The 24,490-nt window shown below is 62.6% G+C and carries 25 protein-coding genes and 2 pseudogenes; 7 read left to right on the top strand and 20 right to left on the bottom strand.

Annotated features, from left to right (window positions below):
* Nucleotides 1–206 precede the first annotated feature (206 nt).
* The gene (locus tag YP76_RS18755) at nucleotides 207–815 is read left to right on the top strand and encodes a MucR family transcriptional regulator (protein WP_269748654.1); all 609 of its coding nucleotides are present in this window, start codon (nucleotides 207–209) and stop codon (nucleotides 813–815) included.
* Between the two features lie 528 nt (nucleotides 816–1,343).
* Here the strand turns inward: YP76_RS18755 and YP76_RS18760 are convergent.
* From YP76_RS18760 to YP76_RS18780, 5 genes are all read right to left on the bottom strand, one after another.
* Nucleotides 1,344–1,901, bottom strand: coding sequence for a thermonuclease family protein (locus YP76_RS18760; RefSeq protein ID WP_052757488.1), 558 nt, complete (start codon nucleotides 1,899–1,901; stop codon nucleotides 1,344–1,346).
* A gap of 153 nt (nucleotides 1,902–2,054) precedes the next feature.
* Nucleotides 2,055–2,510, bottom strand: a complete 456-nt coding sequence (locus YP76_RS18765; protein ID WP_198147541.1) for a Csu type fimbrial protein — start codon at nucleotides 2,508–2,510, stop codon at nucleotides 2,055–2,057.
* Between the two features lie 8 nt (nucleotides 2,511–2,518).
* The gene (locus YP76_RS18770; protein ID WP_046765118.1) at nucleotides 2,519–4,747 is read right to left on the bottom strand and encodes a fimbria/pilus outer membrane usher protein; all 2,229 of its coding nucleotides are present in this window, start codon (nucleotides 4,745–4,747) and stop codon (nucleotides 2,519–2,521) included.
* Between the two features lie 124 nt (nucleotides 4,748–4,871).
* Nucleotides 4,872–5,585 carry a fimbrial biogenesis chaperone gene (locus YP76_RS18775; RefSeq protein ID WP_198147542.1) on the bottom strand — a complete coding sequence of 238 codons (714 nt, stop codon included), beginning with the start codon at nucleotides 5,583–5,585 and terminating at the stop codon, nucleotides 4,872–4,874.
* A gap of 19 nt (nucleotides 5,586–5,604) precedes the next feature.
* Nucleotides 5,605–6,078, bottom strand: coding sequence for a Csu type fimbrial protein (locus YP76_RS18780; RefSeq protein ID WP_046765120.1), 474 nt, complete (start codon nucleotides 6,076–6,078; stop codon nucleotides 5,605–5,607).
* 409 nt (nucleotides 6,079–6,487) lie between these two features.
* Between YP76_RS18780 and YP76_RS18785 the strand changes: the two genes are divergently transcribed.
* Nucleotides 6,488–6,949, top strand: a complete 462-nt coding sequence (locus YP76_RS18785) for a hypothetical protein (RefSeq protein ID WP_046765121.1) — start codon at nucleotides 6,488–6,490, stop codon at nucleotides 6,947–6,949.
* Nucleotides 6,950–7,146: 197 nt separating this feature from the next.
* On the opposite strand, the gene YP76_RS18790 is transcribed toward YP76_RS18785, so the two are convergent.
* From YP76_RS18790 to YP76_RS18805, 4 genes are all read right to left on the bottom strand, one after another.
* Nucleotides 7,147–7,509, bottom strand: coding sequence for a response regulator (locus tag YP76_RS18790; protein WP_046765122.1), 363 nt, complete (start codon nucleotides 7,507–7,509; stop codon nucleotides 7,147–7,149).
* 274 nt (nucleotides 7,510–7,783) lie between these two features.
* Nucleotides 7,784–8,995: an NO-inducible flavohemoprotein gene (hmpA, locus tag YP76_RS18795; RefSeq protein WP_046765123.1), complete on the bottom strand. Its 1,212-nt coding sequence runs from the start codon at nucleotides 8,993–8,995 to the stop codon at nucleotides 7,784–7,786.
* Nucleotides 8,996–9,038: 43 nt separating this feature from the next.
* Nucleotides 9,039–9,314 carry a DUF1971 domain-containing protein gene (locus tag YP76_RS18800; RefSeq protein ID WP_046765124.1) on the bottom strand — a complete coding sequence of 92 codons (276 nt, stop codon included), beginning with the start codon at nucleotides 9,312–9,314 and terminating at the stop codon, nucleotides 9,039–9,041.
* Entirely contained in the window at nucleotides 9,311–9,757 is a 447-nt protein-coding gene (locus YP76_RS18805) for a group III truncated hemoglobin (protein ID WP_046765125.1), read from the bottom strand. The genes YP76_RS18800 and YP76_RS18805 overlap by 4 nt, the downstream gene beginning before the upstream one ends.
* A 106-nt stretch (nucleotides 9,758–9,863) precedes the next feature.
* On the opposite strand from YP76_RS18805, the gene YP76_RS18810 reads away from it, so the two are divergent.
* From YP76_RS18810 to YP76_RS18815, 3 genes and pseudogenes are all read left to right on the top strand, one after another.
* Nucleotides 9,864–10,319, top strand: a complete 456-nt coding sequence (locus tag YP76_RS18810) for an Rrf2 family transcriptional regulator (protein WP_046765126.1) — start codon at nucleotides 9,864–9,866, stop codon at nucleotides 10,317–10,319.
* Nucleotides 10,320–10,389: 70 nt separating this feature from the next.
* A pseudogene (locus tag YP76_RS28775) lies at nucleotides 10,390–10,518 on the top strand (MBL fold metallo-hydrolase); the annotation flags it as partial.
* Between the two features lie 213 nt (nucleotides 10,519–10,731).
* Nucleotides 10,732–11,211, top strand: coding sequence for an MgtC/SapB family protein (locus tag YP76_RS18815; protein WP_046765127.1), 480 nt, complete (start codon nucleotides 10,732–10,734; stop codon nucleotides 11,209–11,211).
* 233 nt (nucleotides 11,212–11,444) lie between these two features.
* Here the strand turns inward: YP76_RS18815 and YP76_RS18820 are convergent, their stop codons facing one another.
* Nucleotides 11,445–12,431: a YihY/virulence factor BrkB family protein gene (locus YP76_RS18820; RefSeq protein ID WP_046765128.1), complete on the bottom strand. Its 987-nt coding sequence runs from the start codon at nucleotides 12,429–12,431 to the stop codon at nucleotides 11,445–11,447.
* Between the two features lie 149 nt (nucleotides 12,432–12,580).
* On the opposite strand from YP76_RS18820, the gene YP76_RS18825 reads away from it, so the two are divergent.
* The gene (locus YP76_RS18825) at nucleotides 12,581–13,174 is read left to right on the top strand and encodes a DUF305 domain-containing protein (protein ID WP_198147543.1); all 594 of its coding nucleotides are present in this window, start codon (nucleotides 12,581–12,583) and stop codon (nucleotides 13,172–13,174) included.
* Between the two features lie 64 nt (nucleotides 13,175–13,238).
* Here the strand turns inward: YP76_RS18825 and YP76_RS18830 are convergent, their stop codons facing one another.
* The 4 genes from YP76_RS18830 to YP76_RS28780 are packed head-to-tail and all read right to left on the bottom strand — an operon-like array spanning nucleotide 13,239 to nucleotide 17,596.
* Entirely contained in the window at nucleotides 13,239–13,517 is a 279-nt protein-coding gene (locus YP76_RS18830) for a hypothetical protein (protein WP_046765129.1), read from the bottom strand.
* Nucleotides 13,517–16,057, bottom strand: a complete 2,541-nt coding sequence (locus YP76_RS18835; protein WP_046765130.1) for a cbb3-type cytochrome c oxidase subunit I — start codon at nucleotides 16,055–16,057, stop codon at nucleotides 13,517–13,519. The genes YP76_RS18830 and YP76_RS18835 overlap by 1 nt, the downstream gene beginning before the upstream one ends.
* Nucleotides 16,054–17,031 (bottom strand): cytochrome c oxidase subunit II, encoded by a 978-nt coding sequence (gene coxB, locus YP76_RS18840; RefSeq protein ID WP_232307630.1) that lies wholly within the window; start codon nucleotides 17,029–17,031, stop codon nucleotides 16,054–16,056. Before coxB ends, YP76_RS18835 begins: the two co-directional genes overlap by 4 nt.
* The gene (locus tag YP76_RS28780; RefSeq protein ID WP_232307631.1) at nucleotides 16,997–17,596 is read right to left on the bottom strand and encodes a c-type cytochrome; all 600 of its coding nucleotides are present in this window, start codon (nucleotides 17,594–17,596) and stop codon (nucleotides 16,997–16,999) included. Before YP76_RS28780 ends, coxB begins: the two co-directional genes overlap by 35 nt.
* 24 nt (nucleotides 17,597–17,620) lie before the next feature.
* Between YP76_RS28780 and YP76_RS29290 the strand changes: the two are divergent.
* Nucleotides 17,621–18,004: pseudogene (locus YP76_RS29290) on the top strand (c-type cytochrome); the annotation flags it as partial.
* A 19-nt stretch (nucleotides 18,005–18,023) separates the two neighbouring features.
* Here the strand turns inward: YP76_RS29290 and YP76_RS18850 are convergent.
* From YP76_RS18850 to YP76_RS18870, 6 genes are all read right to left on the bottom strand, one after another.
* Entirely contained in the window at nucleotides 18,024–18,683 is a 660-nt protein-coding gene (locus tag YP76_RS18850) for a cytochrome b (RefSeq protein ID WP_046765131.1), read from the bottom strand.
* Nucleotides 18,680–19,399 (bottom strand): cytochrome c oxidase assembly protein, encoded by a 720-nt coding sequence (locus tag YP76_RS18855; protein WP_046765132.1) that lies wholly within the window; start codon nucleotides 19,397–19,399, stop codon nucleotides 18,680–18,682. Before YP76_RS18855 ends, YP76_RS18850 begins: the two co-directional genes overlap by 4 nt.
* Nucleotides 19,400–19,469: 70 nt before the next feature.
* On the bottom strand, nucleotides 19,470–21,275 hold the full coding sequence (locus YP76_RS18860) for a glycoside hydrolase family 15 protein (protein WP_046765133.1): 1,806 nt from the start codon (nucleotides 21,273–21,275) through the stop codon (nucleotides 19,470–19,472).
* Entirely contained in the window at nucleotides 21,272–22,288 is a 1,017-nt protein-coding gene (locus YP76_RS18865; RefSeq protein WP_157035828.1) for an SDR family oxidoreductase, read from the bottom strand. The genes YP76_RS18860 and YP76_RS18865 overlap by 4 nt, the downstream gene beginning before the upstream one ends.
* Complete coding sequence (locus tag YP76_RS27225) at nucleotides 22,288–22,413, bottom strand: GMC oxidoreductase (protein WP_198147544.1); 126 nt, start codon at nucleotides 22,411–22,413, stop codon at nucleotides 22,288–22,290. Before YP76_RS27225 ends, YP76_RS18865 begins: the two co-directional genes overlap by 1 nt.
* A gap of 133 nt (nucleotides 22,414–22,546) precedes the next feature.
* Entirely contained in the window at nucleotides 22,547–24,340 is a 1,794-nt protein-coding gene (locus YP76_RS18870; protein ID WP_046765135.1) for a thiamine pyrophosphate-requiring protein, read from the bottom strand.
* Nucleotides 24,341–24,490: the final 150 nt, after the last annotated feature.

Raw genomic sequence — 24,490 nt, forward strand, 5'->3', positions numbered from 1 at the left:
ACGCTTAATTATTTGTTCAGAGCTTTGCGGCAATGGGAATCAACCGATTTCCCGCTCGGTTGGAGGATATAGCGTTCCGGTATCGGGTTCGTTGGCGCGAGTCTGCTTGACGAAAGCGCGTTAGCGATAAAAGCACTGAAATCATTGGAGCTTTTCGAGGTCTATATCGTTTGGGGTACTCCCAAGGCATTAACAGGCCATTAAATTTGTCAATTGAAGATAATCGAGTCAATCGCTATGATGCATTCAACATTCTTAACTTGTGCCGCAGAGGTTTGGGGGAACAAATGACTGGAATTGAAGAAGATAAGGAGTCTCTCGTTTCACTAACCGCCAGCATTGTCTCGGCCAACGTTTCCAACAGTCCTATGGCTGTTGAAGATTTGTGTAGCATGATCAAAAGTGTCCATTCCGCCTTGTCCGGCCTTTCGGGCCACGAAGCAGTACCGATTTCTCGTCGCGAACCCGCGGTTCCAGTTCGTTCTTCTGTAAAGGAGGACTATATCGTCTGCCTGGAGGACGGGAAGAAGCTGAAGACGCTGAAGCGTTACCTAAGAGCCCGCTACCAGATGAGTCCGGAAGAATATCGCGCCAAATGGGGCCTGCCTGCCGATTACCCGATGGCCGCGCCGAGCTACACGAACCAGCGCCGGGAACTCGCCCATAAGATAGGCCTGGGGCTGCGCCCGAAGGCAACGGCTGCCAAACGCCCTTCCAGGCCCAAAGCCGTACCTGCGGTACCAGCCGAACTGGCGGCGGAGAAGCCGAAAAAGGCGGGCTCGCGCCGGCGAGTGGACAGCGCCGCCAAAATGTGACGTCAAATCTGCTCGGAACGCGCCTGATCGGGCAGCATCCGTGGATGTGACGGTCCAGATATGGGGATCGGCTCGCCACTGCCTGCTCCTCCGGAGCGCGTGTGGAGCAGTGAGCGGGAAGCCCCAAAAGGCAGGCTATCGCGTGATCATAAAAAGTCCCGGCGCCGTGTCATGTCGCGCCGCCTCAGGCGGCAGGCGCCGGGACAGAAATTCCAGCCAAAAGGGTCGTGGCCGGACTTCTAGAACCCAGTCACGCCTTCGTTGGGGACGATCTGCGGCTGGGTTGTGCGCACACTAGCGGGCATTCGCCCCAAAGTCCAACGCTTTATCCAGAATTCGCAAGATGATATCAAGGAATCAGGAGCCAAATGTTCCGAATTTGCAGATTAGGATAGTCTCCGAGCCATCCGCTATTGCACGATTGCCATCGCACAGCGCCAAATCCACTGCCTGGCCTCGCATTCGCTGCGCACGGCCTCATCGTGTCGAGCCCTAATGAGGGACAGCAGGCCGGGGCGGGGCTCCCATCTAGCTGCGATCGCAAATAGGCCGCTGCTCATTGTAGCGCGGCCACAGGACGGTCGTGCCGCTTTGCACCATCGCGCAATTGATTTCGAGCCCGCTCTCATTGTGGCAGATCGCTGTTACCCGATTATAGCTCGTGCCCGTAGCAAGGCATTGGAGCCGCTGTCCTGCTGCAAGTTCCCTTAGCTGCGCAGTTGCGGCAGCGCCGGACGCAGCCGGGCAGGGGTGCCCGGGCGAACAGCTTTCATCCTTTTCCCGCGCCGCGACGGCATGCAGCCTGATGCGGGCGCCATCCGCGCACCTCAGGGTATCGCCATCAGTTACCGCGCTCACCTGGCAGGCAAACTCGTCAGCACTGCCCGACATTGCCCGAGCGGGCCGCGCCGTTGGCTTGCTGGAGGGCCAGCACAAGCCGAGAAGAATAGCCGCGAACAGGATGCCGGTGCTGGCGAGGACCGTCCGCCGATCCTTGCCGGAAGGGCCTTTCTGGCGGCGGCGCTTCATCGCTCGCCATTCTTGCTGCTGCCGCCGCGTCTGGCGGTCGAATTGCCTCCGTCTCATGAATGACCCCTAGCATGTCGCGGAACCCTCACCAGCATTAGCCTGCGGCGGCCGCTCCTTGTCGGATCGATTGCGGCAATGCCGAGCATGGACCGATGAGGTCGACGATGGAATTTCATCAAGATCTTCCGATCGGGGCGAGATTGAAATCTTCTAGAATTCCATCTGGAACGTCAGATCATCGGAATATTGCCCAGGGCTGACGGACTGTCCAGGAAGGATCTTGCCATAGATGGTGAACACGGCACGGCCCGGCGAATGGACGCTGGCAGCAGTGATCGCTTCACTTCCCCCGGTTCCATCGCCGATGACGCGAAGATGGCTTGGCTCGAGAAAGAGATTGTAGCGCAACCTCTCATTGCCCGACGTCATATGTCGCTCGGCAAAATAGCCCGATCGTCCTGGCGAAATAGAGATGCGCGGATGTGGTTCGACATCTGGCGGACAGTCGACCTGAATGGTGCCAATGGCACTGCTGCGGTCATGCGCTAGACCGTCATAGGGCGGAAACACAAGCGGGGAGACGGCGACATGGCAGGACGAGGTCCTCCCTTCTGAGGCGCCGGCCCGGGCAGGCGCCTCGAGCCAAAGACAGGCAAGGGCGAGCACGACCGGTGTCAGGGCGCGCATATCAAGGGTCCAACCTGGGGCAGCTTTTCGCGCGAAGGGGGAGGCGCATCGAAAATCGCCGCGCAGGCGCCCTCCGGCCATGCGACCATCACCCGGTTTCGCCCCGAAACGATCCCCGGGACATAGGCCTTCCCATCATAACCAAGTACCGTGGCGCTCTCACGGTCACCGAGGGTTACCCTCGACCCTGCGGGCGGATGTCCGCCCTCCCGGGTCACCAGCGTCACCAGCGCGGATCGCTCTTCACTGACGGAAAAGCGCGTCACCAGCCCGCCGCCCGCCCGCGGCGCGACAAGCTGCTCGGTTTGCCTGATCTCGGCATTGGCCGGCAGGTCCAGTGGATTAACGGAAATCCGGTTGCCGACATAGGGCTGCAATCCCGGCACAAGGAGGCGGCCGGTTGCATCGGTACGCCCCACCAGACGGTTTTCCAGCGACACGCGCACGCCCGGCTGGCCGGATACATCGACCACCGTAAACCCGTTATCCACTATCCGGCTCACAAAGAGTTGATCGCCCATGAAGATCAGCGATTGCCGCAAGTCCCCCTGAACACCGGTCATGCTACCGATATGGTCGATCCGTCCGTAGAGACCGAGCGCCGACCCACGCCAGTTCCCCTGCACGGCCAGTGCGTCGCTGCGCCCCCGACTGCCCTCTACCTGCCAGTTGAGACGCTGGTCGCCGCTCTGGCCATTGACCTGGACACTGCTCTCCAGCCGCCCATCGCGCCAGCTCTGCTGACTGTAGGCCTGTCCATGTCGTCCGAACCGCACGGAGAGGGACAAGAGCGCGCCCCATCCCCCTTCATGGGTGTCGGCGTAGCCCGAAAGGGACAGGCCGATCCTGTGCCGGCGCCCCATCTCGACACGATAGGTCGCTGACACGATGCCGCTCGCGGCTTCGCGGTTACTGCGGGTCCAGACGTAAGCGAGATTGACATTGCCCGCTTCTCCCAGGCCAAATCCCAAAGATGCCCTAGCCTGATCCACAAAGGCGGCAGCGTCGAACATCCCGGCCAAGTCGCGGTAGCGGCTATCGCCATGCGTATAAGCGCCCGACAGGCTGAAGCTGCGTCCTACATGCTCAATACCGACATAATATCCCAGGCCGGCGCCCGCGGTTCCCTCGCTCGCCAGCAACGCCCCGTCCACCAGGCCCAGGACGCCGACCTTCACCGTCGCGCCCACGCCGACGCCGCCATATCCTCCCGTGCCAGCCGCATAGCCCCGCAGGGTCAGGCGATCGCTCACCCCGCTGCTGATCGAGCCGGATACGAAGAGACGACCATAATCATTGCTGCTGTCCCCGTAGGACAGCCTCGGTAAGCCCGCCTCGATATTGAAATCGGTCATGCCCTCCGCCAGAAGCCGGCTCGAGGCGTAAAAAGGCAGCGAGACCTCCTTTCGCCTCCCCGCCTCGTCGGTCAGGACCATCTGGATCCTGTTCGATCCTGTTGCGACGGGCAGATCATCCAGTCGCACGGTGCCCGGGCTCACCGCACGGGAATAGCTTCGTATACCGTTGACGAAGAGATCGAGTGTCGAGGGCACCGCCACTTCCCGGCTCAACCGGGCAACCGGTGAGGTCACGATATCGGGACGCAGGCCGAAGTTGCGCGCCCATTGTATCCCACCAAAGCGGATGGTGCGTACCCATCCCGGACCGGAGGTGTAGCCATCGCCCAGCCGCAAGCTCTCGCTGCTGTCCACTTTGTCGAACACGATGCTGCTTTCCAGACGGACATAATGGTTCCTGCTGCCTCGCAGGCTCAACAGCCCCGTACTCGTCGCGGTAAAATGCGGGGAGAAGATCCTGGCGTCGAAATTGGCCGAGAGCCCAGGCGCATAAAGACCGCGCGATCCTGGTGACCATTGACCATAAAGATCGTAGGACAGCACCGCGCCCCAGTCCGACCGGCTCTGAACCGGGCGCCGGGAATCAAGGCTGTATGCCGATTCCCGCAGCAGCGATGGAGGCGCTGTAATCGCGATGCTCTGGGCATGGGTGTCGACCATCCAGGTAACACCGGGCAGGCGATCAAGCCAGATCCACCGTCCATCGCCTATCTCCGAGACAATCTCCTCCTTACGGCGGAAGCCTGCATCCTCGAACTGGTCCGCACGGATCGCCAGCCGGGCACCCTGCTGGCGGAAATGCCCGATCATCGGCGCGACCCACCCATTCACCCGGACCTCAAGAAGAAGGGCGATCATGTCGCGCGGCGGCGTTGGCGCCCATGAACCCGGAGCTTGCGGCGTCGCAAGCGCTTTATCCGGGCGAGACGCCACGCTCGTGAAGGACAACAGCAACAAACCCCAGCGGGAATATCGCCGATGATCAGGGCGCGATCGACACATCGGCGCTGATCCCGCCGAACTCGCCCTCGCCGGAAATCCGCAGGGCCCGGACATTTTCAGGCACTGCGGGCACTGTCCAACTCTGGCTCCCGCCGCTCAGCACATAGCCCGTATTGGTCGAGGGCAGCGCGATCGGGGCGCCAGCACCCGTCATGATCTTCAGATTGAGCAGGCGGTCGTGCCGGGCCCCGTCATTCACAACAGTCAATATCAAGCCCTCGCTGGCTCGTTTCGCGCGCCAGTGAAGATCCGGCCGAAGACCGCCCTTGGGCAGCACGAATACCGGGACAAGGACCCGCAACTGAATGCGCATGCCCGCGCCCTCAAGCGGCGCTGCCGAGGGAATCTGGTCGAGCACGAGGCGAAAGGCCTTTTCAGCGGCAATCGGCTGCAGCCCATCGGCTACCAGGCGGACGATCTGGGTGTCGCCCGGGGCGAGGGCCGCGATGGGCGGGCTTGCCATCAGCATGTCGGTCGGCGTGAAATGCTCGGTTCCCCCGGCCTGCCGCCAGTCCAGCGCCCGGACCTGCAGGTTGACGGGCGCGCCGCTGGTATTGCGGACCGTTATGGTGGCCGCGCGCTCGTCGCCCGTCATCTCCACGCGAACCGGGCTTATGCCCAGTTCCTGCGCCCGTGCCGGCATGGCAGCCACCATCGCGGTGGCCACCATGCCCAGGAACAAAAGCCGCTTCACGCCCTGCTCCCGCATCACCTTAGAAGGTCGCCGTAACCGTGACCGTATCGACATAGCTGTCGGCCGGCACATTCTGACCTCCTGCAACCTTGGCATAGACGGCCATGGTCTGGGCTGTGCTGCCATCGCTGGTTTGCAGGGTCGTGTTCTGGCCGACCAGATTGGTGCTGTAATTGCTGTCAGAATAAAGATTGTAGCTCAGCTTGCTGCTGGTCGCCGCGCCGACCATATATTGGGTCTGACCTTCCGCATTCGCGCCGTTATAAGAGAGAATGGGCGTCGTTCCCTTGGTACAAGTGACGCTCACGACACCGCTGCCCGACAGGGCTTCCTCGCTGGTCGGATCATAACTACCAAGATTGATGTCCTGCGGCGTCAGCTTGCAGGAGGCGACCACATTGGTCTGAACCTTGAAGGTGCTCGTGGCTGTGCCGGCATAAGCAGGCGTAGCAATGACAGTGGCAGCGATGAGGGCCGCGGCAAGCATGCGCATAATGAATGGCTCCTTGTTTTGAACGCGAAAAGGCTTCTTCCCAAGAGGGTCAGAAGCACTACGCTAGGGGGTGGCGGGCATTTAGATCGTGAAGCCGCTGAATTCAACAGCGTCGCGGCACCGTTAACAAGCATTCAGAAGGTCGGAATATCGGTTATTCCCAACATCCGGATTGTAGCGACATCGAATGTTTTAAACGAGTAACATTATTCCAATTTGTTGTCCATTTAGGTAATTTCTTGGCTCGGCTGCCAAGCGCAACTCGACGATTGCAAAATTTGCAATCAAGGGGATTTTCGCCCTTAACTTCATGTTATTAGAATAGCCGAAAGGGCGAATGGCATTGAATTGCCGGAGGGTCCGTGACATCCTTGCCCCCGACAAAGCGCAACTAAGGGGGCAAGAATTCATGCAATCGGCAAGATTTGCTTCTTCCGCCCACCAAAGCAGGCATCGCGCTCTGCTCGGCCTCGTCATGCTTTCGGCCGTTTCGGTCATGGAACCGGCTGCAGGGGAGCAGGCCAGCGGCCTCATCGGCGTACATACGACCGTCCCGATCATTTGCCGGGTGAAGACCGAGGCGCCGTTTTCCGAGCCACTGCGCGCCGGAAGTAACGATCTTGGTCATGCCGACGCTTATTGCAATGCCTATCGCGGATACAGGCTGACGTTGGAGCATGGTAACGTTCCGGCGGGAACCCGACTGCTTGTCGATAGCAGACCGGTCGCTTTGGCAGCCGGTACAACCGAAACCCTGCTGGAAGAAGGCGACCGGCCCCTGTACCATGAAAAGCGACACATGGAACTGGTTCTACCTGAAGATGGGGACCCTCATCTGGTTTTGCGGCTGGTCATGAACCCGCGCAGTTAGAGCTCTTAAACAGGCGGCGTCCCCTGTGCCCGGAAGAATGCGGAAGGCCACAAGACATATCGAGCATGACCGGATCAGGCGGGCCATGTTCATTGGACCCGTGTTCTGGGCACCAGCCCGTCAGCATTTATGGGCGTCCCGATGTCGGCATGGCAAACCGTCGTGTCCGCCCGGCCACAATCCAGCAGCTACCCGCTTCAGAATTGCACCAGGAGCCGGCGAACCTCCTCAAGAAGGGTTTCGTTCTGATAGGGCTTGTCGATCACCGACTGGAAAAGATCGGGATGGCCGCGCCCGATATCCGCCTGCGCCCCGCTCACCAATATAATGGGAACCTCTCGAAGAGCTCCGTCGGCGCGGATGGACCGGGCAAGGTCCAGTCCTGTCATGACCGGCATCATGAAGTCTGTTATGATGAGGGCTGGCCGGCATGCACGCGCCTGCGCCAATGCAGCATCGCCATTCGTTGCCGTATCGATGTGGTAACCTTCGTCCTCAAGAAGGTCCGTGAGCAGCATCAGAAGCAGGCTTTCATCATCAACGAGAAGAATGCGCGGCATCTTTATTTCATAATCCAACGGCGATGGGCCAAGTCAGAGGCGCGTGAGCCGCCGCCGCAGGGAGAAGGGCATCCAACCTGAGCGATATCACTCCCTCATCATCGAACTGCTGACCGGGCCATGCGTTCCAGCCCGCGTGCCAGGAAGAAGTCGGCGAACCCATAAGCATTCGACCATCCGGCAGGGCGGCTATGCCCCGCCGGATTAGCGGCTGCTTATGCGCAAGAAACGGTACCCGCCGTGCCGGGTCGGCCAAGCATCCCTGCCTTATTCCTCAAGCTGCCAGCAACTCATCGGCCGGGCCGAAGAACTCATAATGGATGCGGCTGGCAGGAACGCCGGCAAGCGACAGTGTCGATACGGCGTGGCGAAGGAATGGGCGTGGACCACAGATATAATAGTCGGCCTCTGCCACCGGCGTGTTCGCAACGAGCCAATCATCGGTGATGATGCCCGCAGCGTCATAATCCTGTCCTTCGATTTCACCGGCAAGCGGCGTCTGATGGAAATCGGTCACGCGAACGGCCTTGCCCTTCGCTCCAAGCGCACGCACATGATCGCGCATGGCATGCGTTTCCCGGTCATGCGTGCCATGGATGTAGTGGACAGGCACGTCGGCGCCGTCGGCTACGAGAGCCTCCAGCATCGCGATCATCGGCGTGAGGCCCACGCCGCCCGATAGCAGCACCACCGGCCGCTCCACATGATCGTCAAGATAGAATTCACCCGTGGGAGCGGCCACCTTCAGCACCGTGCCCGCCTGGACCTCATCATGAAGCCAGCCCGACGCAAGGCCCTGGGGCTCGCGCTTCACCGAAATGCGATAGGTAGCTCCATTGCTCGCTGACGAAATCGAATAGTTGCGCTTGACCGGCGGGTTTCCCGGAATTTCGAGCCAGAAGGTGAGGTACTGGCCTGGCCGGTGCATCATCACGGGCCCACCATCGACCGGCCGCAGGATGAAGGAATTGATGACGCTGCTTTCGCGGATGACCTTTTCCACGCGGAAATCGCGCCATCCATTCCAGCCGCCGGCCGTGTCTTTCTGCTCTGTATAGATCCGATCCTCGCGCGCGATCAGGATATGGGCAAGGAACCAGTAGGCTTCGCCCCATGCGGCGAGGATCTCGTCGGTGGCGGCATCGCCCAGGACCGCCTTGATCGCGCCCAGCAGCGCCTCGGCGACATGCGGGTAATGTTCAGGCAGGATCTGAAGCCCGACATGCTTTTGCGCAATCCGTTCAACCGCTGGCGCGAGCGCGCCAAGATTGTCGATATTGCTCGCATAAGCCAGGATCGCGCCGGTCAGCGCGCGGGGCTGCGAGCCAGCGTCGCCATGATGGGATTGATTGAAGAGGTCGCGGATTTCCGGGTTCTGGAACATCCGCGAATACATTTCATGGACAATGTCCAGCCCATGGGCTTCCAGCGCGGGAACCGTGGCCTTGACGAGCGCGATGGTCTGGTCACTGAGAGGCTGCGTCATCTACATCTCCTGTACAGTCGTATCAAGAAGGCGGGTGAAAGGCTCAAGCGGCAGGTGGCCGGTCGTAAAAGTCAACCTGCATCTTCACCATCCCCATGGGAGTCACGAAGTGCGGCTGTTGCGGACGGACCAGGCCAGGCGCGCCCGGCGTCAACAGCGTCGTGGAAGGCGGATCGAAAATGGTGAGCTCAAGCTTCCCCTCAAGCACGCGGATCACGCCCCACACGCCGGCCTTCGTATCATGGCGGGCACGAAGGGCTGCCGGCAACGTGTCCTGGTCGAACACAGGGGTCGATCGATAAGGCAGGACATTCGTCACAGCCGCATCCTCTGCTCAGGATCCTTCACACTACAGCGGCTTCCCTCAGCCACTGACCGACGCGCGGAATCATCAAGACGAAAATATATCGCCAGTTGCAGGCTTTCGGCAATGCGCGCGGCCTTGGCCTGGAGTGCGACGGAGGCTCCCGCTTCCATCAGTGCCTGCGTCGTCTCCTTCCACAGCAGGAGCCAGCGATCAAACAGGGCGGGCGTAATGCGATCCCGATGTTTGAGGTGCGCCGGCACCGGTTGCCCCTTATAGCGGCCGCTCCCCAGCATCACTGACGACCAGAAGGCTGTCAGTTTCTCCATATGTTCAGCCCAGTCATGGACCGCATCATTGAACATGGGACCCAGTTCAGGATCTTCGCGTACGCGGGCATAAAAGGCATGCACCAGCCTCTCGAGGCCAGCTTCGTCGATTGCTGAGGCACTGTCCACGACTCATGCTCCAATCATGTATCAGAAATACATCTATATGCGGCGTTTGAAAGATGCAACGCGCTTGCCTATTATTCCGAGCGATCGCGGCTCTCGGAAAACCGGCATGAAGCTGACGTTGTTTACGGATTATTCAATGCGCGTGCTGCTCTATCTCGCAGCGCGGCCCGATCAACTGTGCTCGATTGCGCAGATCGCCCATGCTTATCGCATCGCGCAAAATCACCTGATGAAAGTGGTCAATGACCTCGCGCGGGCAGGATATGTGGAAAGCGTTCGCGGACGTGGCGGTGGCATCCGCCTCGGCAAGTCGCCTCAAGAGATCAACATCGGCACGCTGGTCCGCCATACCGAGGGCGGTTTTGACCTCGTTGATTGCGCAAGCTGTGTGATCGCGCCTGCCTGCAGCATGACTGGCGTGCTGAAGGAAGCACTTTGCGCCTTCCTGACCGTTCTCGATCGCTATTCGCTCGCGGACCTCATGGACAGGCGCCAGGAAATGGGGCTATTGCTCGCAGGAACGGCCTCCAGCCCGAAATCGGCTGATGATGTGCGGGTCTGAATAACGAACTTCACCCGCCTTTACGCGTGCCGGCCAGATCGCCGAACCCATGTCCTTGTCAGCATGTCCCGCCATGCTACCCGTCCCCCGGCTGTTCTTGCCCTCGATCCAGGTGAATATTCGCGCGGGTCATTTTCCCGAAGCCGAAAGCAATGGCGTTCGCTATCTCAAAATTCCGGTGAAAGCGAAGGCGGGATGAGCCGGCTTATATCTCCGGTCGAAGCGCTTGAAGCTTTCTGCCCATATTCGCATCAGATTCTTGCGAAAAGCACCGCAACATTCCCCTCGCGTCCACGCACATCCAGCCTTTTTCGCAAATCCGGATCGTGCTATTGGGGTCCCGATACTCTTCTATCCAATGTTCCGTTAAGAAATCAGCTACTTAAATGCACGGCAGTCAAGCTCTCCAGTCATGACCAGCCTTTCTCCCCTCCACTTCACATGGTTCGACATACTGGCGCGGTTGGGCGCAGCGATCGTCTTTTCGCTCATGATAGGACTAGAGCGCTTCCTCAACCGCAGACCCGTGGATTTCCGGCCGTTCTTCATCGTGGCTGTCGCGTCCTGTTCACTGGTCATTGGCTTGATCGAAGGGAGCTTTGCAATTGCCGATCCCAGACTGTCCATTGACATAGGCCGGGTGATGAGCGGCGTCATGACAGGCATCGGTTTTCTGGGAGCCGGAGCCTTGTTTCGAGATGGCCATATTGTTCAGGGGGCAGGATCAGCCGCCTCGATATGGGCGGCCGGCGCAATAGGAATCGTCTGTGGTCTTGGCCTGCTGTGGCTCGGCGGCCTGGTCGCAGGAGCAATTCTCATCCTGTTCCTGGTCGGCCGGCCATTCACGGACCGGTATCATGCGGAAAGGGCCAATGACAACGGTGATAGATGAAAGATATCAGCGCCAATCCTCTTGAACGGGAGCAGCCAGTCAAGATTTAAATGACAAACGTTCTGGAGCCACCTGAATAGCTCAATCCGGTCAAACCGAGCCGCGAATTACCGGATGTTCCAACACAGAACCGGAACAATTGTCCTTCAGCTTCGAGCGCAACAACTGCCGATGGATCAGATCGCTTTCCTATCGGTTATCGGTCATCGATCCTCATTGATATTGTCGACCAACTACTCTCCTGAAGCTCCAAGCGCAGCACTCGTGTCAGCCATCGTCGCTCCGCGCCTGCCCATGGGCTCTTCCGGTCCCGTCGTGGTGTCGCGCGCGGTCTGTCGCTCCGTCTCGGCGTTGATAAGGGCGCCGAGCAGAACCGCGTAGGCGGACACATAAAGCCACATGAGCAGCACCACCACGGCCCCTAATGAACCATAGGTGGCATCATAGTCGCCGAACCAGCTGGCATAGAGCCCGAACCCGAGCGTGGCGAAAAGCCAGAGCAATGTTGCCGAGCAAGATCCTACACTCAGCCATTGCCAGCGTGCGTCCGCCCTGTCCGGCGCGAAGCGGTACATGCCGCCGATGGCTACGCTGCAAAGGACAGCCGCGACGAGCCACGTAAGTATCTGCACCGCGGCCGCCCCCACCGCACCAAGGCCTTCGACGAGCCCTTCGGCAACACTGAGCATCGATGCCGCGATCAACCCAATGATGCCGACCAGAACAGCGGCGGCCACCAATGCAGCCGCCACGAGGGAAGTGCGGAAGAATGACCGGCGATCCTCCTGCTCATAGATGATGTTGAGGGAGCCAATGATGGCGCCAGAGGCCCTGGAGGCTCCATAAACCGACACCAGCAGCGCCACCAGCAATCCGACCCCCTTCTTCTCGGCTGCGCTTTGCGTAAGCTGGGACAGCTGTTCATAGATAAGACGGGCTGCGTCCGCAGGGACAAGATCGATGACGGTACGCATGTGCTTCGCGACCGTCCCCGGATCGGCAACGAGGCCGTAGGTCATGACTAGCGCGCCCAGAAGAGGAACGAAGGACAGGAAAGCGTAAAAGGCCACGCCCGCCGAAAGAAGGCTGATGTTATGCCGCCCGCTGTTCACCCAAGTCCGCTTGAGGACCTGCTTCCAGCCTGCCCAAGGCAACTGACGCGGAGTGTCCGCGTGGGCGCCCCTTTCGGCTGCGCTGCCCTGCTTCTTAGTCGATGCCATGAACCCTCCCGAACCTGCCTGAAATTGAAGGACTTGTCAGAAGGCGCTTGGGTTCCCTCGAATGTCCGCCATGGCGGGATCATCGAACGCCCGAGGACGTTGGTGACATGCCCACGAGATACGACATGCGACAAACTGAGGAGCAGACGATGCCAAAGGGCCGACTGGATCGAGACCATTCCGGCATGGGCTATGGCCGCTTCGCCGCCATGATCATCACCTCGACGATCGTCATGTTGGGGCTCATGTATCTCAACACCTACGCGCTCAGCCATGTGGAGTTCAGCCAGACGCGTACGTGGATGGCGGTCGTGATGGGCGCCGCCATGGCGATCATCATGCTTGGCTTCATGTGGAGCATGTATCGCAATCCACGGGTGAAGGTCGCCATCATCATAGCAAGCGCACTCTCCTTTGCAGGAGCACTATGGCTGGTCCGCAGCCAGGAAACAGTCGATGACATATCCTATATGAAGGCAATGATACCGCACCATTCGATCGCCATCATGACCAGTGAGCGCGCGCACATCAGGGATCCCGAGGTCCGTCGGCTGGCCGACGGCATTATCGACGCCCAAGTCCGGGAGATCGCGCAGATGAAGGAGATGATCGCGCGACTTGAGGCGCATCCGGTAGCCGATGACGCGAAGGATCTGCCTTCCTACCGCGATCGGCAGGTTCCTCCGCCCGCTCCGCAGACGGACGCAAGCACGGGCATCAACACGTTGAAGCCGATCAGCTAACTCTGACCGCTCCCCTAAGGGCACGGCACGGGCGATGGGCTGGGCGAATATGTCCAAGGGCGCGTCAGGCAAGCAGCGCGGGCAAGCCCTGCCAGATGATGGCGACGCTGGCGAGGACAACGAAGGCGAGGGCGAGCTTGCGCATCCATCCGTCCAGATCATCGCCGCCTCGACGGGATAGACGCATGATCAGCCTTCCCTCTCCGGCCAGGCAGAGCACGGTCAGGACGGCCGACAGAAGCCGGGCCGTCATGCTGGAGTGCCAGATGCTGCCAATGCCATAAAGCCCGAAGAAATGGAGCGCCCATATCAGCATGCCGCCAAGGAGCAGCCGCCAGCCCATCAGAGCAGCGATCCGGGAAAGAGCCGCGTCAGCAGCGCCGACACCAAGCCCTGCGCCGCGGTGTAGGCGGCGAAGAGATAGACCAGATCATAGCTGTTGTCCGCCGGGCGGTTGATGAGGCCCCGGCTGTTTCGTGCGGCCATATAGCAGGTCATGATGAAGAGGATGGCGACCAGCAGGCCCTGCAAGCTCAGGAAGGCGTAAACCGTCGCGCCCTGTCCACTCGCATCGGGCGACAAGCCGTGGCCACGCCAGCTCAGAAAATCGATGGCGAAGGCCAGGATGGAGCCGCCGCCGCCCGCCATCAGCAGGACGCCGGGCGTCCACAGGCGCGTCTTGTCACGGCGCAGCAGCCGGCGTCCGAGCCACGCCAATCCGAAACCCGCGCCATAGGCGAGCAGTATGGGGATCAGCCAGGCCGCATCGGGCGGCGCGATCCACAGGCGCGGATGAACGCCATAGAGATAGAGATAGCTGAAGCAGGCCATCAGGAAGATCATGCCGATGACGGTCAACAGCACCATCATCGCCCACCAGCCGTGGCTGCGCGGCCCGGTGACATAAGTGGGCGCCATGATCCCGGCGCCGATGTCCACCTGAGGCTCGCGCACCGGGCGGTCCGTGTCCCACAGCCAGCGCAACAGGCAGAGGATCGCGATGATGCCGCTCACCACGCCGGTCCAGTAAGCCTGCACCGTCAGCAACAGGAAAAAGCCGGCGGTGAACAGCGCCGCGGCGACCGGCCATGGCGAAGGTCCGGGCATGATCTGGAGATATTCCGGCTCTGCCCGGATCGGGCTGGTGATGATCGTCTCGCGTAGGCCGGTGGCGCTGTTCGGCAGGAAGTAGCGGCCCTGCTCCACGTCTTCCGGTAGCGCCGGATCGTGCCACAGGGGATCGCGGCTGCGGACCACGGGAATGCTGCGCGTCGAATATAAACCCGTCGGCAGCCATTCCAGGGTGCCGCCGCCATAGACATTCCCCGCATTCTCATCAGCGGAGAAGCGGAAATTGCGGGCGAGGTCGATGAGGAAGAGGCAGATGCCCAGCGCCAATATGCCTGCTCCGATCGTGGACAGCAGGTTCGTCGTTTCCCAGTCGCGATCGGGCAGATAGGTATAGACCCGTCGCGGCATGCCCATCAGCCCGGTGACGTGCATGGGCAGGAAGGTCAGGTGCATGCCCGCGAACATCAGCCAGAACACCCATTTGCCCATGGCTTCCGACAGTGGCCGGCGGCTCATCATCGGCGTCCAGTTGTAAAATGCCGCAAACAGCGGAAACACCATGCCGCCGATCAGCACATAATGAAGATGGGCGACGATGAAGTAGCTGTCATGCGCCTGGTAATCGAACGGCACGAGCGCCACCATCACGCCGGTCAGCCCGCCCATCACGAAGATGACGATGCCGCCGACCAGAAAAAGCGTCGGCGTGTTCATCCTGGGCCGACCGCTCGCCAGCGTCGCGATCCAGGAAAAGACCTGGATGCCGGCGGGCACGCTGACGGCCATGCTGGCGGCGGAAAAAAAGCCCACGGTCAGCGTCGGCATGCCGGTCGTGAACATATGATGCGCCCAGACGCCGAAGCTGATGAACCCGGTGGAGACGAGCGCCAGCACGATCAGCCGGTATCCGACCACCGCCGTTTTGGCGAGCGCGCTCGCCATCATGGTGACGAGCCCCGCTGCGGGCAGGAAGATGATATAGACTTCCGGATGGCCGAAGAACCAGAAAAGATGCTGCCACAGCAGCGGATCGCCCCCGCGCGTGGGATCGAAAAAGGGCCAGTTCAGTGCGCGTTCCAGTTCCAGCAGCAGCGTTCCCAGTATGACGGCGGGAAAGCCGATGATGATCATCGCCGCGAAGACCAGCATCGCCCAGGCGAAGATCGGCATTTTTTCCAGGCTCATACCCGGCGCGCGGGTCCGCAATACGCCGACGATGATCTCGATCGCTCCGGCGATGGCGGAGATTTCGATGAAGCCGATGCCGAGCAGCCAGAAGTCCGCATTGATGCCCGGCGAAAAGCTGGTGCTGGTATAGGGCGGATACATGAACCAGCCGCCATCGGGCGCAAGGCCGACGAAGATCGAGGCGAAGAATGCAAGTCCGCCGATGAGATACGCCCAGAAGGCATAAGCAGACAGGCGCGGAAAGGGCAGGTCGCGCGCCGCCAGCATTTGGGGCAATAACAGCACGCCCAACGCCTCCACCGCTGGCACGGCGAAGAGGAACATCATCACCGTGCCGTGCATCGTGAAGAACTGATTATATGTTTCCTGCGGCAATATGCCGTTCAGCGGCCAGGCGAGCTGCACCCGCATGACCAGCGCCAGCACGCCCGCCAGCAGGAAGAAGAGAAAGGCCGCGCCGACATAGAAGGCGCCGATATAATTATTATTGACGACGGTCAGCAGCTGCCATCCCTTTGGCGCGCACCAGATGCGCTCCAGTTCCTTCATCTCGCCTGCGGGCCGCTCTTCCCGGGTCGGGAACCTGTCGTAGAGCGCCGGGTCGAAGCCGGTCTCCGACCTCACCGCAATGTCTCCAGATAGGCGGCGATCGCCGTCAGGTCGCGGCCGGGCAGCATCGAATAGGCCGGCATGCGGTTGCCCGGCTTCAAGGATTGGGGATCGCCGATCCAGCCGATCATCGTCCCGCGGTTGTTCGGCAATATGCCCGCGCCCAGCGTCCGCCGCGATCCGACATGGCTGAGGTCGGGTCCGGCCAGCCCGTTCGCCGCCGTTCCGGCGACGCGATGGCACGCGCCGCACCCGTTGCTCTGGAAGAGCTGCGCCCCACGCGCCGCCTCGCCGCCCGCAACGGGGGCGGGCCTGCGCCTGCCCGCCATCAGCCGCGCATAGTCGTCGGGCCTGTGCGCCACGACCATGAAGCCCATCAGGGCATGAGCGCCGCCGCAATATTCGGCGCATTGCCCGGCATAGACGCCCGGCGCATCGGCCTGCATGCGCAGAACATTGCGCCGCCCCGGCACCATGTCGATCTTGCCGGAAAGACGTGGCACCCAGAAGCTGTGGATGACGTCGGAGGACTGAAGTTCGACGGTCACCGTTCGACCCACGGGTATGTGGATTTCATTGGCGTCCGTCATGGCGACGCGCCCCGTCTGGTCGAGATAGGCGACGCGCCACCACCACATTTCGCCGGTGACGCGCACCCGAATGTCGGAAGGCTGCGTCGGTGTCCGCAACATGCTGGTCAGGGTCAGGCCATAGATCAGCAACGCGGTCAGCACCACCACGGGCAGCGCGATGCCGGCCAGCCAGATGACGCGCGTTCCGCCAAGCCGGGAGCGCAGCCGTTCCGGCCCGGCCAGCGCCACCCACAGGGCGGCGAGCACGAGTCCCAGAATTACTCCCCCAATAGCGAACAGGACCCAGGAGAGGACGGTGATCGATGAGGCGAACGGACCGGCCGGGTCCAGCACCGGCGGCGGCCAGCCGGCGAGCGCCTGTTCAGTCGAGCGAGAGAAGATAGGCAGCCGCGTCACGCGCCTCTCCGGGGTTCAGCGGCATGGCGGGCATGGTCGTGCCCGGCGCGACGGCTGGCGCGTTGCGGATGAAGGCGGTCAGCACGTCCGGCCGATTGGGGACGCGCCCGGCGATCATCCCCTGGCGCGCGAAGCCGGTCAGGTCGGGTCCAAGCCGACCCTTTGGCCAGGCGATACCGGGTATGACGTGGCACGCGGCGCAACCGGCCTGCTGCATGACCAGTTTCCCGCGCTCCAGATCCGCGCCGGGCAGCGCAACGCGCCCCTCCGGCGGAGGCTTGCACCCGCCGAGCAGCAGAAGGAGCATGATGCCGATACGCAAAGACGACGCTGCCCCCTTCCCTGTCGCACAATCTTGTGTGGAACCGCCCGTGATCGTCACGGTTCCATCATGATGCAATGTTTCAGCCGAAGCCGGGGTCTGCTTCCCCTCCTTCTGCTCGCGATGAGCGCGGGGTGCGGCTCCTATGACAGCGGCGGTCCGGCGCAGTTTGCCCGGACTGGCGAGCTGGTGGCGCTGAGTGGCGGCGACGCGGGCGCGCAGGGCGCGTGCGTCACATGCCATGGCGTCGATGGCGCCGGCGACGATATGGCGGTTCCCCGCCTGGCCGGGTTGGACGGTGGCTATCTAGCGGCGCAGCTTCACGCCTATGCGGACGGGCGGCGGCAGCATCCGCAGATGCAGGCGATCGCCAAGCAGATGACGGGACGGCAGCGCCTGCTGGTTGCGCACTATTATGCGGCCATGCCCTACACGCGAAAGGCTCCCCCGCCCGCCATGGCCGCTCCGGCCCTCTATGCGCAAGGCGACGCAGGGCGCGGCCTGCCTTCATGCGCCAGTTGCCATGGTCGGCAGGGCGAGGGAGTGGGCAGCGGCAACCCGCCCCTTGCAGGGCAGCCGGCGGCCTATCTGGCGGACCAGCTGCATCGCTGGCGCCTGTCGATGAGGCGCAGCGACGCGGGCAATGTCATGCAGCAGATCAGCCTGCGGCTTACTGCTGAGGAAGCCCGGCTTCTCGCGGCCTATGCTTCGAGCCTCCCCGGGGATCTTCCCAGTCGGGAACCTCGGGCAGCATCCCCCGCAGAACATCGTGCCGGTCCCAGAAATGATGCTTCAACGCCGCCCCCACATGAAGGGGAATGAGCGCGACGAGCAGCAAGATCAGGATGTGATGGGTCTCTTCCGCGGCGGCGAGGAGACGATATTGGGCTTCGGTCGACAGGCTGTGCAACGGCAGCGTCGGCCATGGGATGACGCCGGCAAGCCGCAGCGGCGCCGGTTCGCCGAGCGCCGACCACATGACCCAACCGCTCAGCGGCAGTCCGAAGAAGCAGATGTAGAAGAGATAGTGGGTGAGATAGGCCGCCTGCGTCTGCCATCCGCCGCGATCGGCGTCGTTGACCGGACCCGGGATGATCATGCGCCAGAACAGCCTGCCGATCGCCAGCAGCAGGATCGGCAAGCCTACCGCGCTGTGCGCCTGATAGGTCAGCAGCTTGTCGCCGCCGGAGGGAAGCAGACTGGCATACCAGCCGATCAGGAGCTGGGCGAGGACGAGGAACGCCATGATCCAGTGGAAAGCGATCCCCACCGGCGAATAGCGCGACTGTTCGGTGTGCCGTTCGGCCCAGCGGCGCAGCGCCCCGATCACGCCGGGGCGCCCCGGGACAGATCGGGCGCGAGCAGCCGGTTCAGCCGGAGCAGCGCTGCGCCCAGATAAACCCCCGCGGCGGGCACCCACATGATAAGGCCGGCAAGCTGCTGGTCTTCAAGCGGCGACAGCCCCCATGCCTGTGTCGTGAGCCAATGCGGCGCATAGAAGGCCGAGGGGCTGAAGGTCAGCAGCGCGCCGAGCAGGCCCATCTGCATCATCGAAAAGAGCAGCGCGCCGACCGCCGCCACGGGGCTCGCATGGCGCAGCCGCGCCCAGAATAACGCGGCGCTGCCGAGCAACGTGGCCTGCATCAGCCAATATAGGCCGTCGTGAGACAGGGCGGCGGCGTAGGCGGCGGGCGCATGCCAGATCCAGAGGAGCACAGTCTGCGCGAGCGTATAAGCCGCCAGGCTACCCGCCCGTCCGGCAAGCCATTGCGACAGGATCGGCGCGAGGCCCAGCATCAGCAGCATGTGATGGACGGTGCGCACCGAAAACAGAGCGGAACTCAGCGCGCAGAAGGGCGAGAGGAACAGCGCTGCGGCGCAGAGCGGGCCAACGAGCGTGCGGGCGCTCGACGTTCGGGACCGCCACCCCAACAGCGCGAGGCCAAGCAGCAGCAGGATAAGGAGCGGATCGCCGTTCCAGCGCCATGGCAGCTCCGCTGGCGTTGGAGCCGCGCCGCAATAGGGTATCCAGCCAGTGCCCGTCATGCCGATGGTCCCTCCTGCTCCCCAACTTTCCGCACGGCATGGAGGTTCCTCGTCACGCCCATGAGCGGGCTCACGCTCCCGCACCTCTTTTTCCGCTTTCCTGGGCCGGCCCTCCCGCGCGTCCAAGGCTCATCGCCGCGCTGACGAGCGACAGATGCGAAAGCGCCTGCGGGAAATTGCCCAGCAGCATCGCGCCGTCGACCTCTTCGGAGAATAGGCCAAGATCATTGGCAAGACCGCACAGCTGTTCGAACATGGCCTGCCCTTCCCGCCTCCTTCCCTGGAGCACCAGCGCATCGACCAGCCAGAAGCTCGCCGCGAAAAAGCCGCCCTCATCGCCGCCGACGCCATCCTGCATCTCCTCCGTGCGATAGCGGCGAACCACGCCGTCGCGCATCAGCTCGCGCTCTATCGCTGCGATCGTTCCGGCGATCCTGGGATCATCGGCTGGAAGGAAGCCGATGGCCGGCAGGCGCAGGCAGGCAGCGTCCAGATGGGTGCAGCCATAGGCCCCGACAAAGCTGTTCAGATCGACGTCGAAGCCGCGATCCAGCACCTGCGCATGCACCTTGCCTGCAAGACCGCGATAGCGTGAGGACCGATCATCATCGCGGCCGTCGAACCACTTCGCCGCCTCATGAAAGGCCAGCCACGCCATCGCCTTGGAATAGACATGGTGCAGCGGCGGCCCGCGGCTCTCCCAGATGCCGGCGTCGGGCTGCTCCCATTTGTCTTCCAGCGCATCCGCCAGCAGGCAGACCAGGGCGTCGCCGTCTCCATTCTGCTCTATGCCGTGTCGCGCGGCGGCAGCCAGGGTGCCGATCACATCGCCATAACTGTCGAGCTGCAATTGTTCGATGGCGGCGTTGCCGAACCTGACGGGACGGGATTGGGCAAAGCCGGGCAGCCAATGCGCTTCCCATTCCTGCACGCGCCGGTCGCCGCCGACGGTGTAGAAGGGCCGCAGGTCGATCGGCTCTCCCCCCACCGCCCGCCGCAGCCAGAAGAGCCAGGACCGCGCTTCGGCGGTGAGGCCCGCCTGTAGAAGCGCGAGCAGCGACATGGTCGAATCGCGCAGCCAGCAGAAGCGATAATCCCAGTTCCGCTTCCCACCGAGCCGCTCGGGCAATGATGCCGTGGGCGCCGCCACGATCCCGCCCGTCGGTTCATGGATCAGCGCCTTGAGGGTGATAAGGGACCGGATCACCTCCTGGCGATAGCCGCCCCTATAATCGATCCTGGATACCCAATCGTCCCAGAAATGCTGCGTCTGCCGCAGGGCGAGTTCCGGGTCCACCGGCTCCGGCAGCTTCTTGTGCGAGGCGAACCATGTCAGCACGAACCAGTGGCTTTCCCCCTTCCGCAGCGTGAACTGGCTGGTGAAGCGGCGGTCCTCAAACTCGATGGCCATGTCGCTGTCGATGACGATCCCGTCAGGTCCCGCCATGGCGACGACGCGCGCATCCCCCTGCCTGCGCACCAGCGGATGCAGCTGCCCATAGTCGAAGCGCAGCGCCAGATCGGATCGCATGGACAAAGCGCCTTCCCTGCACTCGACGAGGCGGACAATGTCGGGCGCTTCCCCGCGCGGCGGCATGAAATCGATGATCGCCACTTCGCCGCTGTCCGTGCGCACCACGGTTTCAAGGATGAGGCTGTCGCCCAGATAGCGCCGCGACGTCTCCGTGACGGGTTCGAGCGGAGCCATGCGCCAGCAGCCATTTTCCTCATCGCCCAGCAGGGCGGCGAAACAGGCTTCGGAATCGAAGCGCGGCATGCACAACCATTCGATGGTCGCGTCGCGCCAAACCAGGGCAGCCGTCTCGCCATCGCCGATCAGCGCATAGTCGGCGATCTGCTTGGGTCGATCCCTCATCCCTTTTTCCTGCGGAACAGCAGTCCGGCGGCCAACGCCGCCGCAGCGCCTATCATCGACGCCGACAGGCGCGGGCGCGTCGATAGCTCCAGCCAGATGCTGTGACGCCGCGCCTGCGCGTCGAAACGGCCATGCGCGCCATGGTCCCCGGGCACCGGCTGCCAGAGATTGTCCTGGCGATCGGGCGACACGGGCTCTGCGCCCTGCTGTCCCCTAAAGCCGGTCGCGCCCAGATAGCGGTCGAGCAGCGGCGACGCTAGCCGGTCGCCCAATATCGCCTTGGCCGAGGGCAAGGCGACCCACAGCGATTTGCGCCGATGATGGGCCGCATAGTGAATGGCGCGCGCGGCGATTTCAGGCTGATAAGGGGGGCTGGCGGGCTTGGGCCTGTTCGGCATCGTCGTCCTGATCCAATCGAACTGCGGCGTGTTGACGCCGGGTAGCTGAACCATCGCCACATGAATGGCGCTGCCGACATGGTCCAGCTCCGCGCGGATGGAATCCTGAAATCCCTGGATCGCGTGCTTCGCGCCGCAATAGGCGGCCTGCAGGGGAATGCCGCGATAGGCGAGCGCAGAACCCACGAGCACGATCGATCCCCTGCCCCTCGGCAACATCCGGCGCAGCGCGGCCCGGGTTCCGTTGACCTGCCCATGATAGGTTACATCGGTGACGCGGCGATAATCTTCGGCCTTGGTGTCCATGAACGGCGCCAGCACGCCAGCGAAGGCCGCGTTGATCCAGATGTCGATCGGGCCGAACCTCTCTTCCACTCGGGAAGCGGCGTCCTCCACCGCATCGGCGTCGCTGACGTCGAGCGCAAGGACGAGCGCTTGCCCGCCGGCCTGCTCCACTTCCCGCGCGGCTGCCTCCAGCCCGTCGCGGCCGCGCGCGATCAGCGCGATGCGCGCGCCATCCTGAGCGAAGCGTCGAACCACGGCGCGGCCCACGCCGGCCGATGCCCCGGTCACGACGACCACGGGTCGGTCTGGAATGGGAAGCCTGCGCGCCATCAACATTCTCCTCGGTCGGCAAGTTTCTTGATGCGGTCGGCGGTGCGGCAGGCGATCGCCTGAATGGTAAGGGAGGGGTTCACGCCGCCCACCGTGGGAAAAACCGATCCATCGCAGATCCACAAACTGGGAATGTCCCAGCTGCGGCAATCGACTTCGCCGGACTTGTGGCAGGATCATCGCCCGCTCATTCTCACCCGGCGAAAAGGCTCGCTCCGTCCGCCACTCACTGCAATCCTGCTCCACGTTCACCGCGCATCATTTCCGATCGTCACCGCCGAAAACATTGGCGAGCACCTGCTTCACCGCACCCTTGATGGCCCCGCCCTCATCAGGATCGCCCTTCGCCAGCATCGAAGTGAATTTCTTCGCTTGGTCGAGCGTGATGTGGGGCGGCAGCGGCGGCACCTCCGGATCAGTCTTCACCTCCAGTACCACCGGGCGCGGGCTGATGAGCGCCTGATCCCAGGCCGCGCCCAGCTTGTCTGGATCGTCCACTAAGATGCCGGCAAGGCCGATCATCTCGGCGAAACGGTGATAGGGCACGTCGGGTAGCTTCTGTGTCGCCTCGAACTTGGGATTGCCCTCCATCACTCGCTGTTCCCAGGTCACCTGATTGAGGTCCTCATTGTTGAGCACGCAGACGATCAGGCGGGGATCGCTCCACCGCTGCCAATATTTGGCGATGGTGATGAGTTCGGCCATGTTATTCATCTGCATCGCGCCGTCGCCGACGCTCGCGATGACGGGCCGGTCGGGATGCGCGAACTTCGCGGCGATGGCGTAGGGAACGCCCGCGCCCATCGACGCCAGCCCGCCGGAAAGCGACGCCATCATGCCCCGCCTGATCTGAATGTCGCGCGCGAACCAGTTGGCGCAGCTGCCGCTGTCGCTGGTCAGGATCGCATGGTCGGGGATGCGCGGCGACAATTCGGTAAAGACGCGCTGCGGATTGACCGGGTTCGCAGGCACCATCGCGCGGTCGTGAAGTGTCTCCTCCCAATCGGCCTTCCAGCGAGCGATCCGCTCGCGCCACGACCCGTCGGTCTTTTGATGCAGCAGCGGCAGCAGCGCCTCCAGCGTCGCCTTGACGTCGCCGGTCAGGTTCACCTCGCTCGGGAAGCGGATCGACTGCATGCCCGGATCGATGTCCACCTGGACGCCGCGCGCCTGCCCTTCCTTGGGCAGGAACTCGGAATAGGGAAAGCCCGACCCGAGCATCAGGAAAGTGTCGCATTCCATCATCAGCTCATAGCTGGGCTTGGTCCCCAGCAGCCCGATCGAACCCGTCACCCAGCTCAGATCATCGGGCAGCACCTGCTTGCCAAGCAGCGCCTTGGCGCATCCCGCGCCCAGCCGGTCGGCGACCGCCATCACTTCGTCCGTGGCCTCGCGCGCGCCCGCGCCGACCAGCATGGCGACCTTCTGCCCGCTGTTCAGCACTTGTGCGGCGCGCTCCAGATCGGCTTTGACGGGCACCACCCTCGGCGCGCTCCAGCCGACGCCGGAAAAGACCGCGCCATGTTTGCGGGGCGGTTGCTCCATCGGCAGTTCCTGCAAGTCGTTCGGCAGGATGAGAGCCGTGACACGGCGCCCACCCATGGCGATCCGCACCGCGCGATCGACCAGATGGCGCACTTGCGCCGGGACGCTCGCCATGCCGGTAAAGGCACCCGCCACATCCTTGAACATCGAAACCAGATCGAGTTCCTGCTGGTAATGAGCCCCGATCGCCGTTCTCGCCTGCTGGCCGACGATGGCCAGCACCGGCATGTGGTCCAGCCGCGCATCATAAAGGCCGGTGAGCAGGTGCGAGGCGCCAGGTCCCGAGGTTGCGAGGCAGACGCCCAGTTCTCCCGTGAACTTCGCATGAGCCGAGGCCATGAAGGCCGCCATTTCCTCATGACGCACCTGCACGAACTCGAAGGCGTCGCCCGCCCTGTCGAGCGCACCCAGCAGGCCATTTATACCGTCTCCTGGATAGCCGAATATTCGGCGCACGCCCCATTGCCGCAGCCGTTCCCAAAAGAAATCGCTCACGGTCTGCGTCATGGCAGGTCTCCAGGTAAGTTGTATGGGCGGCTAAAAGGTAACGGGTTGTCCCGCCGTGCGTTCCCCCCGAGGATCAGGAGAAAACAGGATGGTGCCGCGACGGGGTCTTTCCAAGCCATTTTGAAAGGCAATATCCTCGGGCAACAACGT

Source organism: Sphingobium chungbukense (assembly GCF_001005725.1).
In the GTDB taxonomy this organism is placed as follows: domain Bacteria; phylum Pseudomonadota; class Alphaproteobacteria; order Sphingomonadales; family Sphingomonadaceae; genus Sphingobium; species Sphingobium chungbukense.